Here is a 13,930-nt window from a genome sequence, read left to right as displayed (position 1 = left end):
ATAGTGAACATAAATAAATTATACTCCTTATATTTTATATATGTTCACTACCATATTCAATATTATTTAAACAGATTTTTCAATATATCTTCTATTTTAAATTTTATTACTATATTATCATCTTCCGTATTATCCGCTAAAGCATCACTAACTTCTTTAATCTCTTCTATTTTTTCACTACTAACATTTTCTGAATTAGTGTTATCCACCATATTGAATTCTTCATCATCTAAAACTTTTTTCATTTCCTCTTCAGTCTCTTCATAGGCAACTTCACCTTTTGTTATATCTACAAAACATATAGGAGGAAACATAACACACCACCAATTTTGGCCTTCACCAGTTCCAATTATTATTCTATATGCTTCATATTCTCCTTGAGGCAAAGTAATATTACCATAAGTCTTAACAGGAAAATTCTCTTTATCTAGGGTAGATTCTACAGAATAGTCATAACCATTTTCTTTTATAATTTCTCTAGCTATCTCAAGAACTTTTTCGTTTTCTCTATTTAAAATCTCTCTTGATTCTTCTATATTCTTACTGTCTTTTAAAAGTGGTTGTACATATTCTAAAACTTTATCTCTAACTTTAAGCTTTAGATTTTGATCTTTCTCACTATCACTATTAGCAATAACGTGAAACCTAATTAACTTTCCTGATATATCTTCTATTGAAACATTATCAGACATCTTATTTTCAGAAATAAAATTAGCTGCTTCAACTCCCTGTACCTTAACTAAAAGTATAACTATAAAAAATATGGTAACAACTATAGATATAATTTTTTTCATCGTTTCTTCCTCCTAAAACTTAAAATCATATCTTAATTGTTACCACATGGACAAGTTATATTCACTTTTAATAATATTTTTATTAATATTTTAGAACATCATACTTTTAATATTTAATTTGATAACCCTATATTTCTTATATCATTGTTCACTTCAATAGATATTTCTGCATTTTCAAGAGCCTGTGGCCAGTTATCTTTTACTTCATTCCAAATTCCTTTATGAAACCTTCTTATATCACTTCCAATATCTAATACATCTACCTTTAAATTATTTCTAGTAAAATCTATAAGCTCTTGGAAGTCCTTTTTCATAGACTCATTAAATTGTTGTTCAATCTCCTTTATAACCTCACTATCTAAAGATTCTGCTTTAGCATAATACCCCTTTAAAGTACCTTCTGTATCAATGGTGTACTTAAGCTTTAATTTATTATCTTTATAGTCTATATGTAAATCTCTATCTACATTTTTTATATAGTAATCTATATTATGCCCTTCTTTATTTATAGCCTTTCTACAAGAACCAATATCTCCTCTAAGTATTTGAATATCTGTCATCTGATTATTATCTAAATAATCCTTTATAGTAAAATCTTCTATAACAGCCATACCTGTAAGCTGTATATCTTTTTCATTTTCAAGAGAAAAGACCGGCAACGCACTAGAATTGTAAGATTTAACCATGTCTATGTATTTTGTTAAATTTACAGGTGCTACTGTCCCACTTTTACTACTGTTACCCATAAGACTAGTAATATAATTATCAATATTTTCTTCAGTTACAGGCTTAACTTCCACATAATCCTTGGCCTTTCCTTTAACTATAGTCATCATAATTGTTCTATTTAAACTTGGTTCTCTTTCAATATAATCCATTACTTCTTGTAAAACTTCAGGATACTTAAATAAGTCTTCACTTAAAAGTAATAGTTTACTATGTCCAAAGTGAAGAGTTCTACTACTCTTTGCAAGGGCTTTAAAGTATGTATCCGTCATTGAATACCCTTCTACCGTTATAGAAAGTTCTGAAGCAGTCCCCTTTTTAGAATCCATATTTCTAATGTCTGGAAATCCATAAGTAACTCTTAATGTATTATTTTTTTCAATATTCTCTTCTGATGTATTTTCCTTAGAATTTATTATTTCACTTCTAACTTTAATATCTTCACCTACATCTATTGCTATAGTAGATACAAAGGCTTTTCTATCAATCTCTACACTATCCCAACATCCAGTAAGAAGTAAAGATATCATCATTATAGGAATAAGTTTTATTATCTTATTCTTCACTTTGCATCCTCCTTTTCTTTATATAGCTTAATAATAGAGTTATTCCTATTACAACTATAATTATTGTAATGAAACCAATTCTTAAATAGCCAAACTTAAAATTTCTTACTTCTATAATACTTTTAGGTATCATAGCTGCTAAATATACTATAGGAACATATATCATAGATGACGTTCTAATATCATCTAAATTAAGACTCTCTTTTAATATGGAAGAAGCAAAGTAATATATATTGGCAAAGGATGTGAAATAAAATATTACCCACAAGGACATAACTAAACCATCCCATTTTTCCAAAAATCCACTTCTTGAACTTATAGATTGCAGCATTGTTATGGTTGGGAATATACTTTCAGCAGTTTGTACTGATGATAAAGTAGCAGACACTAAAATAAATATTATTACATAGAATAGAGCTACAAAAAGACTACTTCTTCTCAAAATAGGACCAATCTTTCCTTTTTTTCTTACATAGGGTATCAAAATAAAAGCAATAGAAAAGCCATTAAATAGAAATAGCATTTCAAAACTAGATATAAAATAGTTTTGAATGGGTGAAGCACCTATTGGTAAAAGATTTTTAAAATTTGCTTCAGGTAAAGTTAACAATAAAATTATTGCTAAAGGTAAAAACATAACCCAGAAGGCTATTTCATTAAAATGTACCACATTAGCAAGGCCTCCACGACTTAAATACATACCTATAAATATAAATGTTATTATTATTACTTCAGTAGGTGTATTAACTAAAAGATACATGGTTATAACCTCAGAAAATACCCTAAGAGAAAATGCTAATACAATTATTATTACCAATGAATATATTAAAGATATAATTGTTCCTAAAACCCCTCCATAGGTATCTTTTAATATTGGTGTAATATCCTTATATTTATTTATTTTAACTATTTCATATATACAAAAAAGAATTAAACAAATTGCAATTCCTGCTATTATTGCAGATATCCAACTATCCGCTCCTACATATTTAGCTACAATAGCGGGAGCATAAAAAACACCTACCCCTATCATGGATACTGATAAGCTAGCAAAGAGTGCAAATTCTTCAATGAATCCTTTATTTTTCATATTTCAACCTCCCAGCTATGGTAACACCTTATTTAGTACCACCTTGTCTTTTAGTTTTCTGCCTCACTTCATCTCGTGGCTTTAAGAAATGTGGTCTATCCTTAAAGACTTTAAGCGGCATTCTTACATATAGGTCTTTTAAATCACTCCAAATTAAATCTACTGCTGGAGCAAGGTAAGGTATTCCAAAACTTTTTATTCTCGTTAAATGAATTATTAAGAATATAATACCTAGCATTATTCCATACAAACCAAAAACTGCTGCTAGAATAATAATCATTATTCTAAAATAAGTAAAGGCCGAAGTTACTGTATAGTTAGGTATTAAAAATGTTGTTATTGCTGTAAGTCCTAAAACTATAACCATTATAGGACTAACGAGTCCTGCCTCTACAGCTGATTGACCTATTATAAGTCCTCCAACTATACCAATAGTAGAACCAACTGGTTTCGGTAATTTTATAATAGCTTCAACTAAAAAGGCTAAACTAGCTTCCATGAGTAATACCTCTACATAGGCAGCAAAGGGTACTCCCTCTCTAGATGAAGCTATAGCATATGCTAGTTTTGTAGGAATTAAGTCTGTGTGAAATGTGGTTACAGCTACATACAAAGCAGGTAAAACTAAAGATACCAGTATTCCTACAATTCTGATGAACCTTACCACACTTCCACTTATCCAACTTGTATAGTAATCATCTGGTGATTGAAAGAAATCCACTAACACCGCTGGAACAATTAATGCAAAAGGTGAACCATCTACAATTATTCCTATTCTTCCTTCATATAAAGCAGCAGCTACCACATCCGGTCTTTCAGTACTTTGTACTTGAGGAAATGGAGTTCTATCATTATCTTCAATAAATTGCTCAACATAACCACTATCTAAAATTGCATCAATATCAATTCTATCTAATCTTTCCTTCAATTCTTCTAATACATCAGTATTTACTATGTCATCTATGTATACTATAGCCATATCGGTTTTAGATCTAACACCACATTGTCTTCCCTCAATTTTAAGGCCTACATCCCTAATTCTTCTTCTAAGAAGTGCTGTATTAAACCTAATGGTTTCTGTAAAACCTTCTCTAGATCCACGTATTGCAGTTTCTCCTGAAGGTTCACCAACTCCACGATTAGGCCAAGCTCTATTAGCTACCACTAATGCTCCTTGTAGGTTATCAATTAAAACCAAACTTTCACCTGATAATATTGCAGTAATTCCATCACTTAACTTATTAACTTCTCTCATATCAGATATAGCTATAATCCTATCTTTTATTTCATTAGAATCAGTTACATCTCCACTCATCTTCATCATAGGTTCAAGTAAAAAATCATTTAATAATTCCTTATCCGCCATACCATCTATATATATGACTCCACAAAGAATGTCTCCAAACTTAAATTCCCTAAATACCATGTCGGACGTATCTTTAAATAATTTCTTAAGATAATCCATATTCTCTCTTGTGCTATTAGAAATATGTTCACGAATTTGATCCTTCATATAGATATCTCCTTCCCTTCAGTGCCACAAAATTAAAAATCTAATTTCTTCTGTATCTATTATTTTAGATAACGATTCCTCTCAGAATAAACATTCCAACCACAACTAACATCATAGCTATCCCGATTACTAAACTTTGTTTTTTAGCTTTTTGCTTATCCTCTCTTGAAAAATACCTTACATCGCTACCTACCATCATATACCCAGATACTAATATTAGTATTACTAGGTATATGTCAAATCTTTCAATTAAAAGTCTCATCATAAATTATCATCCTTCAAAGTTATATTTTAATTTATCAGCTATCTGGAACCTTAACAATTTCCTGCAAACCTAGTTTTACCTTAATACAAAGTTTATATTCATAAACAGAATTCTTAGCATAAACCTTTAACCTTCTTAAAATCTAATTTAACGAAAAAAATAAGAGTGCAATTCTCCTTGAATCACGCTCTTATCCCTAATTATATTATGGCTATTATTTTCTAAAGAAATTCTAGATGGTTCTTGTAACAAAAACCTCTTTATACTGTTCCCGTAACCTATCTGCACACTGATTTGCTTTATTAATGTCATTAAAAAAGCCAAAAACAGTAGGTCCACTTCCACTCATCATTGCTCCTAGTGCGCCTTCTTTGCACATAAAGTCCTTTATATCCTCAATTTCCTTATGCTCCTTTATTGTTACAAGTTCTAGTAAATTCATCATATTATCAGCTACATATTTAACATCATCCCTAGCCATAGCTTTTATAACACCTTCCACATCTGGATGAACCTTTACCTCATTAAGCTTAAAACCCTTATAAGTATCCACTGTAGATACCCCAAAGTTAGGCTTAACAACTACCATTAGTTTATTTTTAAAATCCTTAAGGGGAGTTATAACTTCTCCAATCCCTTCACAAAGAGCCGTTCCCCCATCTATACAATATGGTACATCTGCTCCTAGTTTAACTCCAAGTAATCTAAGCTCTTCATTACTAACATTAGGTTTATATATATCCCTCATAGCTCTTAAAGCTGCTGCTGCATCAGTACTTCCTCCTGCCATGCCAGCTTCTACAGGAATATTCTTTTCAATATGAACTTCCATCTCTCTTTTTATGCCATAAGTATGGCAAAATAATTCTATTGCCTTATACACAAGGTTTTTATTATCTGTAGGGACAAACTCCTTATTACTTGTAATATGTATTCCTTCTGCTCCTTTATTAAAAGTTAATTCATCATATATATTAACAGTTTGCATAATCATCCTTAAAAGATGATATCCATCTTCTCTTTTTCCAATAATATCAAGGACTATATTTACTTTACCATAAGCTTTTACCTTCATCTATTCATACACCTCACTACAAATGAGAATAATCCTTTTTACCCTTTACGTCAAGAACTCTGTTTATAAGTGTGATACTCAGCTTAGTAAAATAAAATGCCATGAAGTATAGAGCTAATGCTACCCTTCATGGCATTTCTACTTAATAAATATTAAATATATCTAATTTAAAATCTTTAAACTGTAGCTCTTCCTGGTATAATTAATTTCTGAGATGGCTTAACTTCTTCCCCTTCAGCTAATTCATTAATATTCATAATTTCATCAACTGTAGTCAAGTATTTCTTAGCTATGCTCCAAAGAGTATCCTCTGGCTGAACTACATATATTATTATACTTGCTTTTTTCTCTGGAACTTCACCATCATTAATTGCCATGTTAACAACAAATTTATTTTTAATATTGTAATATGCCTTACAATGAACTTTAACAATGGCTCTAATAGATACATTTCCAGCTTCTAAACTTCCCTCTATCATCTCTAGAGATATATTAGCATTTGCTTGCATATTTGGATTTGTTCCAGCTATATCAACCTTGCAACTAAAAGGAATCTCATCCTCTACAGTAACTAAATACTGCTCTTCATCCTCAGTTGAATATAAAACATCAACTTTTAATAATCCTTCAATTTCTATCTTATCATTTTTAATATTTTTATCAGTAATAGATACATTTCCTGTAGTCATTATAACTTTAATTGGTTTTAAATCATCATTTTTTACGTCAATATCTCCTTTAACCAAACTTTCAGTATATCCATGACCTTGTATCACATTAATATTATTTTCTTTAATATCCATGTTTAATAGTTTTGTAGGGCAATATACATCTTGTATAACTTCTACTTCTTCCTTATACATTACATGAGTAATAGCTTTAACTACAAATTCTACATCAATTACTCTGTTTTCACCCATATCATCTTGTCTAACATCATATTCAAAGGATTGAACTTCAAATTCAGTGAAGTATTCCATATTGGGTTTTAACTCATCAACGGTAACTTCTTTATATAAAGGTACACTTTCTGAAACGCAGAACAAATCTCTTCCATTCTTGCCTTTATATAATATAGCTACATTGGCCATAGCCTCTATCTTGAGTCCACCATCATATATTCTTACATCCTTCTTCCCAATAGTAACGTCATATTTTATAACCTTTAGACACTCATTTTTATCCATATCAATTTTAACTTCTGCTTTTCCAACTAATTCAGTTTCTATAGGTTCCATAACCTTATCTACAGTCATAGGATTCTTTAAAAACTGAATATCCTTTCCTTCATGTACATCTTTAACTATCTCAAAGGAATTTATATTATATCCATTGCACTTACATATAATAAATCCTTGAATAGCTATCTTTCTTTCATTAATAATAACACAATCCATATGTTCAATGTTTAGCTCTATATCGCAATACATATTTGATTGGGCACCAATCATGTCAATAGACTCAAAAATGTTACCATTATATACTACTGAATGAGCTTCAGTAGCTCCTGCATCTTTAGCCATATAAAGGATAGTATACTGAAGTTGCCCCTCTAAATTTACCTTATCAGTTCCAACCTCTTTATTTGTTATCATAGGCTTTACATCTAACATTAGTATATTATCCACATCTGGTAGCGTATCAGGTATAACATATTCTTCCTTTATGAACATCTTTGTGTCATTTTCAGCTATTGATTGCTCATATTCTATATAGTCTTTTATCAAATCCAAATCCATAACTTTCCCTCCTAAAATACCTACTAATAATGTATATATGAGAATGTTATGAAATATAACTACTTATATTAAATTTTCTTAAAAGAATAATTATTTATCCGATGACTACCAGCTCTAATACTCCCATCTTTTTCAAAGCGGGAGTAAAGAGCTGCTATGTCCCTGGATAACGATTTCCCCTAAAGGACAACGAATTCTAAGTATCAAAAATACTGATACTAAGAATTCTGTTAGTAAAGCTTCGAAGAAGCTAAGAACTCTGTTTATACGCAAAATAAAAGAGGCATTCTTAAAAGAACACCTCTTCATTTTACCCTGCAAACACTAGCTGAACAGTTTTTGTTAGTACATCACTATAGCTATAACTAACAGTACGTTGCACATTATTATCAAGTCTAATTGTAAATATACTGTCATATGTTTTTTCCAAAACACCATCATTTACTACTACTTTACGTCTTCCTCCATTTGCCTTCAATGTCACTTTTTCGCCAACATGACTTTCGATATCTTTTTTTATCGTAGTCAATACATTTCCCATCTTCACAGTAGACACCCTCTTTCTAATATTTCCATAAAGGCTTCCAACTTTATTATAACAGTTACCTCTACCTATGTCAAGCAAACTAAATATTTTACAACATTTTAATAATACTTGTCAATGTTAAATATTCGTTAAATTTTTATGTATTATTTTGTTTTTTTAATCCTATGTCATTTATTCAGCTATAATGGCCAGAAACCAACTTGACATTATTATGTGTAGAATTTTTTAGAATATTCACATATAACTATATAAATCTATATTTTCAGATGAAAATGTAAAGGAGTTTTAAAAAAATCTGTGGTATAAATTAAAACTATGCACTTTCTACTATCAACCCATATTGGACGTACCAAAAAAATCACCTAGAAACTCTCTAGGTGATTTTAAAACATTCAAAATATTATGTCATTTTTTATTCTGAAAATAATAAGAATATATCTTTACTTAAAAGATCAATTTTATTATTAGAATTAATTCTCCACTTTCCATTCTCTTCTGAAAGATGAATTGTATTTTTGCATTCTCTTTCTTTATTCGAATCCTTATCTATCAAAGTTAATTTTACTTCATAACTATGAGTATCTGAATCTGATTTTGATATATTCTCAACATTCATGTCTTTTATTTCTGTATTAAACTTATTATTTAATTTATCTGGAACTCTTGAAATGATATATCCATCAGTTTTAAAATACTCAAATGCTTCTTCAGTAAAATATTCTTTATATATGTCTACATCTTCACTTGTATTAGTAAAAAAGTTTTCGATAAATCCTTTTACAATATTCTCTTCATTATCTTCTTTTTTAGAACATCCTACACATAAAGTTAAAGTCACCAAGAGCGAAATTACAAAAAATCTAAATAATATTTTTTTATTTTCTTTCATATTTCTACATTCCTTCACTTTCAATACTTAATGGATTATTAGAACTAAAAAATTCCCATGTAGGTAATGAATTTGTATAATCCATTTTTGTCATATAGAAAGAATATGTCCCATTAGTATAATTTTCTTTAAATGATTGTGTGTAGAATTTAACTGCTGGATCATGTAGTAAATGTGGATTCCCCGTTGTTACAACTCTACTTCCACATTTACATAAATAATAATGTCCATAATGTTCAAATATCTTATTCGTACTTTCATACCTTACTATTCCTATCCCTTGTAACACCCCCTTGTGTTTAGTGCCATATGGACAAGAACTTGCGATTGCTCTTGGCCCAACTTCAGTTTCAGCAAACACAGTTGATCCTGTACTAGTAAGTAATGCTAACAATGTCAATAGTAAACATAAAACTTTTTTCATATTTTCCCCCTTAAACTTACATTAGTGCAACTATATACTAACATAGTTCAATTGCCTCATCAACTATCTTTATAATTTTATAAATACTTTTATTATCCAAACAAGAATCACCTATAGACTCAATTGTATTCAGACTTACCCCACTTGTCTTTGAAACTTAGAACTCGTTATCCAAGGGTGTAGCAGCTCTTTACTCCTACTTTAAAAAAATATGAGTATTAGAGCTGGTAGTCATCGTATAAAAAACACCTAATCACGAGTAATTTTCTTACTCCTATAATTAAGTGTTTTATATTTTATAAATTTGCCCTGTTTTTATCAGCATTTTCTTAAATGTATATAACTTCTTATATGTATATGAAACTAAAAGAAGTAGGAGCCTTATAATTAAATTATGCTTCTACTTTTTTAATATTTTTTAGTCTATCTTCAATTCTTAAATGTCTAGATAAATCTTTATATACCTATTCACTTAGTCTATTTATATACCCTTACACCGTAATTGTAGAAATTAACTAATAATCATGATAACATGTTTATTATAGAATACTTATTATAATTATTATAAAGGAGTAGAAATAATTTATGAATGAAGAAAAATTTTTATTTAAATGTAATTCTAATGGTATAACTCCTAAGGAGTTCTATGAAGCTATGTCATGTGTAAAGAAAAAAGCTTTTAATCGCTTAAAAATAGGATGGATTTCAGCTGTGATTTTAATAGCTATATTTCATATTTGGGATTTAGTTTATAATGATAATTTATTTTTAATTGAATCTATTGGCATCATTCTTTCAGATAAGCTATTTATCTTAACCGTTATTTTGTGTACACTTATTGTATGGAATACGCAACGTGCAGAGATTTTGCTTACACTTAAAATAGCTAATATAACAAGAAAAAATATAGAAAGCCCCGATACTTATATTTACTTTTATCAAACATTTTATGAAATCACGCTCTTTAGTATAAAAACAAGATCTTATCATAAAATAAGAATAAATTACTCTGATATATCAGATTCAAATTTTTATACTTCTGAAAACATGTATATTATCCATATCCCTAAGCCTAAACCTTTAAGAAACATTACAATGGTACGAAAGAATTCTTTTATTACAGGAACAGAGCAAGAATTTATAAAATTTATTAACTCTAAAATAGCTAGCAATCATATAGAGAGTAAATAATTTTTTTATCTGTATAGATTTTTATATTTTTATCAAAAAAACAAAAGAACGTAAAACATTATAGATTTACAGTTCTTTTGTTATTAATTATTTAGGATATTCTTAAACTTTCACTATTTCTTATTTAAATACCAGTCAACAAGCGAGCAGACAAGGCTGCTCCTTCATATGCTACAATAGCTGGAGCTGCTAGGCATAGTGCGAGAAGTAATACTAAAGCTCCAGCACATTGATATACAAGTTTCTTATCACTAGTGTAGCTTGTTACAACTGGTATAGTTACCCTTGCAAGAGCATATTCATATGGTCGCATATTAGTCATAGATATCCTTAATGATTGATAAACTTTAACTCCTCACCCAATGTCAGCAAGATCTTCCATCTCAATTGTCATACTAGTAGGTGTAGTTATAACTGATACTTTTACATTTTTATCAATATTAGCAGTTGCAGTAACTGAATTGAATGTTGCAGATAAATTACCCACTGATAACTTACCATCCAATGATACTCCTGCATTTAATAATTGACTTCTTATTGTAGTTGCTAACGCATTAGGAACACTTATATCTACAGTTGAACCTCCAAGATGTTAATGGGATCAGATGCTGTAATAAAACATCTATCTACCTTAAATGAATATGAGCAACAAAAGGTGTTTAATTTCCTCGAGGAAATGTTGATTACTAGTTCATTATCAAACGAAATCAAAGAGGATGTTAAGGAAAATAGATTTTCATCATGAATAGTATGCCCGAGCCAAGAGGTATCCCGTAATGGCAAATATAATAACAAACAAATATACATATGTAAGTCATGCAGAAAAACATTTAATGAAAATATTTATTATATTTAATGGGGGTTAAAATGAAAAAGAACAATCAAATAATAAAAAATATATCTCTTACTCTTTTATTGGTTATGCCAATTATAATTATAGTTTTAAGTAGTAATGGAATCACTCTTATGAATAATACTTATGTATATATATATGGCTATTTATATAGGGATTTCAGTAGCATATGTTTTGGTAACTAATAAAACTTGCAATTGGTTAGGTATATTTGTAGTTGTTTATCTGATTTATGTATTTTTTAGTTATTCTGGTTCATATGTATTATATAAATCACCAAACAATAAAAATACATTAATAGTGAATAATGAAACCGTGTTTCTTAATTCGACAAAGTTAAAAATCAGCAAAGGAACTTGTGTTATATTTAAAAAAGAACTATTCCAAACCCCTAGTACTGGCTCACAAGGGTGGGACGTATTCTGGAGAGATGATAGTTCAATAATATTAACTGGCCCCGCTGTAGCAGGATTTAAAGATCTTTATAAGCATGGTGCTCTTGATAATCATTATATAAACATGATAAAAGAAAACAAAATTGAAATACTTCCTGATGAACTTTCTGCTGAAGGAATTCTGATAAAAATAGAATAAGGCAGATATGTGAGGTACATCCACTATTTTACTATTCTTATCTTGCATAAATAATTGATCAGATTATCCATAACTATAGTATCTATTATATAATTCTAGATTGTGGTTTTTCACATAGCTGATGAAAATAGGATTAATTCCACTAAGCGCAAAATGCCATTTTAAATCTCCGTAGTGTGGCATTCTACAGAATGCTGCTATAAATGTAGCTCTGCTTGCTGCACTTAAAGAGCCATCATATGATTTCACTAGTGAGTCAAAAGTTTTCATATCATTTAATTAAAATAAAAAACACCTAATCACGAGTAATTTTCTCATTTACTTTACATACTGATATTTAGGATATCCTTCTTTATATTTAGCTCTTGTCTGTAATCCTCCTCCCCCTTTAATACCTGTGATTGTATTTTTAATTACATCTTCAATATTTACTATATCATCGATATTAGTGTAAGCCACCTTCTCACAAATTAATACTGGATCTAAACAATGGATGAGCACCCTACTGGGTGAAGATGCAAAATTAGCACCTGCACATTGTACCAAAATGATGCATGGAAAACTATTTTAAAACCTTATACTTATAATATATATAAATGTTTATATAGTAGTCTTCCTGAAGAAACATTTGCAGAAAAAATATTAAAACTATATGTGATAAATTCAACCTTCCTTTATCTTCCTTTGGAGATTATTACTTTACTTATTATAATGGTCCTGGTGAAAAAATAAGACAATGGAAAGATAAAAAATAATTATACCTATACTCAATGCAGTAATATATTAAACATATCTTACTCTTGCTTTGGAAGACTAATTAGTGGGAAATTTAATCTTTCATATGATATGTATATAAATTTAAAAGAAAATGGAATCTTATAAAGTAAACTCCTGAATTAGATAAATTGTTATCGATAACACGAACTGTCTATTATCTATCCTAAAAGTAACTTGTACATCTATAAATATGATATAATTTAAGCAGTGTTATATTTATCTAAAATTTACGTTATATTCTATATTTGAATGGAGGCACCTATGGATACATTATTAAGTTACAAATTACTAACTATGTTATTACTACTTGCAAATTCTGCGATTATTAAAAAAATGACTGATTTAGATAAATCTAAATACAAATCTATTTTTAATAATGTTATTGTTTTAGCTTTTGCATATTTGTTTATTATTTCTTTAATATATAATGATACATTAAATATAGCTATTAGCCCTAAACATATAATTTCAGTATTTATAATAAGTTTAATACTTCCTATTTTTATCTATAAATTATTAGATATAGATAATTTTTCAAAGTTTACTTATAAACTCTCAAGTATTCTAATTAACCATTTTGGATTTACATTTATCGTTCTATTAATATGTTTTATAATTGGATTATTTTTAAATTTAAATTTTTTAAAAAATTACTTTCTTACAATTGCAATTTCATTTTTTATTTTAAACTATATTATTGTTGTAATTAGGGAAAAAAATAGTATTGATTAATACTACTTTTTCTTTTAATAATAATTTTATTTTAATAACTTTTTATTGAAAAATGAGTTAATTTATACTTTTCAAAAGTATATCTAATTCCTTGTTTAATTCTCATTTGTAAACCTAACTTGAAAAGTAGTAATTTTCTTACTATTATAATTAAG

The 13,930-nt window shown here is 28.8% G+C and carries 18 protein-coding genes and 1 pseudogene; 5 read left to right on the top strand and 14 right to left on the bottom strand.

The genetic code is table 11. The features are described 5' to 3' along the window. Window positions 1–62: 62 nt before the first annotated feature. The 10 genes from spoIIR to B2694_RS06530 form a co-directional block, all read right to left on the bottom strand. The gene (gene spoIIR, locus B2694_RS06575) at window positions 63–794 is read right to left on the bottom strand and encodes a stage II sporulation protein R (RefSeq protein WP_346885070.1); all 732 of its coding nucleotides are present in this window, start codon (window positions 792–794) and stop codon (window positions 63–65) included. A gap of 113 nt (window positions 795–907) precedes the next feature. Further along, window positions 908–2,086, bottom strand: coding sequence for a Ger(x)C family spore germination protein (locus B2694_RS06570; protein ID WP_346885069.1), 1,179 nt, complete (start codon window positions 2,084–2,086; stop codon window positions 908–910). Continuing rightward, window positions 2,076–3,176: an endospore germination permease gene (locus B2694_RS06565; RefSeq protein WP_346885068.1), complete on the bottom strand. Its 1,101-nt coding sequence runs from the start codon at window positions 3,174–3,176 to the stop codon at window positions 2,076–2,078. The genes B2694_RS06570 and B2694_RS06565 overlap by 11 nt, the downstream gene beginning before the upstream one ends. Window positions 3,177–3,204: 28 nt before the next feature. After that, window positions 3,205–4,689 carry a spore germination protein gene (locus tag B2694_RS06560; protein WP_346885067.1) on the bottom strand — a complete coding sequence of 495 codons (1,485 nt, stop codon included), beginning with the start codon at window positions 4,687–4,689 and terminating at the stop codon, window positions 3,205–3,207. A 64-nt stretch (window positions 4,690–4,753) separates the two neighbouring features. Continuing rightward, entirely contained in the window at window positions 4,754–4,954 is a 201-nt protein-coding gene (locus B2694_RS06555) for a CLC_0170 family protein (protein ID WP_346846984.1), read from the bottom strand. 232 nt (window positions 4,955–5,186) lie between these two features. Next, window positions 5,187–6,029: a 4-(cytidine 5'-diphospho)-2-C-methyl-D-erythritol kinase gene (gene ispE / locus B2694_RS06550; protein WP_346885066.1), complete on the bottom strand. Its 843-nt coding sequence runs from the start codon at window positions 6,027–6,029 to the stop codon at window positions 5,187–5,189. A 176-nt stretch (window positions 6,030–6,205) separates the two neighbouring features. Then, window positions 6,206–7,768 carry a DUF3794 and LysM peptidoglycan-binding domain-containing protein gene (locus B2694_RS06545; protein WP_346885065.1) on the bottom strand — a complete coding sequence of 521 codons (1,563 nt, stop codon included), beginning with the start codon at window positions 7,766–7,768 and terminating at the stop codon, window positions 6,206–6,208. Between the two features lie 310 nt (window positions 7,769–8,078). Beyond that, window positions 8,079–8,315 carry a Veg family protein gene (locus B2694_RS06540; protein ID WP_035134339.1) on the bottom strand — a complete coding sequence of 79 codons (237 nt, stop codon included), beginning with the start codon at window positions 8,313–8,315 and terminating at the stop codon, window positions 8,079–8,081. Between the two features lie 412 nt (window positions 8,316–8,727). Beyond that, entirely contained in the window at window positions 8,728–9,204 is a 477-nt protein-coding gene (locus tag B2694_RS06535) for a hypothetical protein (protein ID WP_346885064.1), read from the bottom strand. A 4-nt stretch (window positions 9,205–9,208) separates the two neighbouring features. Further along, on the bottom strand, window positions 9,209–9,628 hold the full coding sequence (locus B2694_RS06530; RefSeq protein WP_346885063.1) for a hypothetical protein: 420 nt from the start codon (window positions 9,626–9,628) through the stop codon (window positions 9,209–9,211). Window positions 9,629–10,213: 585 nt separating this feature from the next. On the opposite strand from B2694_RS06530, the gene B2694_RS06525 reads away from it, so the two are divergent. Next, on the top strand, window positions 10,214–10,819 hold the full coding sequence (locus B2694_RS06525) for a hypothetical protein (protein ID WP_346885062.1): 606 nt from the start codon (window positions 10,214–10,216) through the stop codon (window positions 10,817–10,819). 124 nt (window positions 10,820–10,943) lie between these two features. On the opposite strand, the gene B2694_RS06520 is transcribed toward B2694_RS06525, so the two are convergent. Together B2694_RS06520 and B2694_RS06515 are read right to left on the bottom strand one after the other, a co-directional pair. Next, window positions 10,944–11,141: a hypothetical protein gene (locus tag B2694_RS06520; protein ID WP_346885061.1), complete on the bottom strand. Its 198-nt coding sequence runs from the start codon at window positions 11,139–11,141 to the stop codon at window positions 10,944–10,946. 33 nt (window positions 11,142–11,174) lie between these two features. Beyond that, window positions 11,175–11,324 (bottom strand): hypothetical protein, encoded by a 150-nt coding sequence (locus tag B2694_RS06515; RefSeq protein WP_346885060.1) that lies wholly within the window; start codon window positions 11,322–11,324, stop codon window positions 11,175–11,177. Window positions 11,325–11,414: 90 nt separating this feature from the next. Between B2694_RS06515 and B2694_RS06510 the strand changes: the two genes are divergently transcribed. The 3 genes from B2694_RS06510 (at window position 11,415) to B2694_RS06505 (ending at window position 12,266) form a co-directional block, all read left to right on the top strand. Beyond that, window positions 11,415–11,564 (top strand): hypothetical protein, encoded by a 150-nt coding sequence (locus tag B2694_RS06510; protein WP_346885059.1) that lies wholly within the window; start codon window positions 11,415–11,417, stop codon window positions 11,562–11,564. Then, window positions 11,565–11,675, top strand: a complete 111-nt coding sequence (locus tag B2694_RS17835) for an IS1/IS1595 family N-terminal zinc-binding domain-containing protein (protein WP_422653203.1) — start codon at window positions 11,565–11,567, stop codon at window positions 11,673–11,675. Between the two features lie 135 nt (window positions 11,676–11,810). Continuing rightward, on the top strand, window positions 11,811–12,266 hold the full coding sequence (locus B2694_RS06505) for a hypothetical protein (RefSeq protein WP_346885058.1): 456 nt from the start codon (window positions 11,811–11,813) through the stop codon (window positions 12,264–12,266). 63 nt (window positions 12,267–12,329) lie between these two features. On the opposite strand, the gene B2694_RS06500 is transcribed toward B2694_RS06505, so the two are convergent. Next, complete coding sequence (locus B2694_RS06500) at window positions 12,330–12,536, bottom strand: hypothetical protein (RefSeq protein ID WP_346885057.1); 207 nt, start codon at window positions 12,534–12,536, stop codon at window positions 12,330–12,332. 48 nt (window positions 12,537–12,584) lie between these two features. After that, window positions 12,585–12,800: pseudogene (locus tag B2694_RS06495) on the bottom strand (sporulation peptidase YabG); the annotation flags it as partial. Between the two features lie 504 nt (window positions 12,801–13,304). Here B2694_RS06495 and B2694_RS06490 point away from each other — a divergent pair. Continuing rightward, complete coding sequence (locus B2694_RS06490) at window positions 13,305–13,775, top strand: hypothetical protein (RefSeq protein ID WP_346885056.1); 471 nt, start codon at window positions 13,305–13,307, stop codon at window positions 13,773–13,775. Window positions 13,776–13,930 lie beyond the last annotated feature (155 nt).

The organism is Clostridium sp. UBA4395, assembly GCF_002390995.1.
In the GTDB taxonomy this organism is placed as follows: Bacteria; Bacillota; Clostridia; order Clostridiales; family Clostridiaceae; genus Clostridium_J; species Clostridium_J sulfidigenes.
The sequence above is the reverse complement of the archived record's forward strand: the minus strand, read 5'-3'. Positions and strand labels throughout refer to the sequence as shown.

What these genes read in the sequence shown, in the direction of transcription:
- B2694_RS06535 (WP_346885064.1), bottom strand. Translation starts at nt 9,204, where the DNA reads ATGAAAGAAAATAAAAAAATATTATTTAGATTTTTTGTAATTTCGCTC.
- ispE (WP_346885066.1), bottom strand. Translation starts at nt 6,029, where the DNA reads ATGAAGGTAAAAGCTTATGGTAAAGTAAATATAGTCCTTGATATTATT.
- B2694_RS06490 (WP_346885056.1), top strand. Translation starts at nt 13,305, where the DNA reads ATGGATACATTATTAAGTTACAAATTACTAACTATGTTATTACTACTT.
- B2694_RS06510 (WP_346885059.1), top strand. Translation starts at nt 11,415, where the DNA reads ATGGGATCAGATGCTGTAATAAAACATCTATCTACCTTAAATGAATAT.
- B2694_RS06565 (WP_346885068.1), bottom strand. Translation starts at nt 3,176, where the DNA reads ATGAAAAATAAAGGATTCATTGAAGAATTTGCACTCTTTGCTAGCTTA.
- B2694_RS06545 (WP_346885065.1), bottom strand. Translation starts at nt 7,768, where the DNA reads ATGGATTTGGATTTGATAAAAGACTATATAGAATATGAGCAATCAATA.
- B2694_RS06525 (WP_346885062.1), top strand. Translation starts at nt 10,214, where the DNA reads ATGAATGAAGAAAAATTTTTATTTAAATGTAATTCTAATGGTATAACT.
- B2694_RS06530 (WP_346885063.1), bottom strand. Translation starts at nt 9,628, where the DNA reads ATGAAAAAAGTTTTATGTTTACTATTGACATTGTTAGCATTACTTACT.
- B2694_RS06555 (WP_346846984.1), bottom strand. Translation starts at nt 4,954, where the DNA reads ATGATGAGACTTTTAATTGAAAGATTTGACATATACCTAGTAATACTA.
- B2694_RS06560 (WP_346885067.1), bottom strand. Translation starts at nt 4,689, where the DNA reads ATGAAGGATCAAATTCGTGAACATATTTCTAATAGCACAAGAGAGAAT.
- B2694_RS06520 (WP_346885061.1), bottom strand. Translation starts at nt 11,141, where the DNA reads ATGACTAATATGCGACCATATGAATATGCTCTTGCAAGGGTAACTATA.
- spoIIR (WP_346885070.1), bottom strand. Translation starts at nt 794, where the DNA reads ATGAAAAAAATTATATCTATAGTTGTTACCATATTTTTTATAGTTATA.
- B2694_RS06505 (WP_346885058.1), top strand. Translation starts at nt 11,811, where the DNA reads ATGGCTATTTATATAGGGATTTCAGTAGCATATGTTTTGGTAACTAAT.
- B2694_RS06500 (WP_346885057.1), bottom strand. Translation starts at nt 12,536, where the DNA reads ATGAAAACTTTTGACTCACTAGTGAAATCATATGATGGCTCTTTAAGT.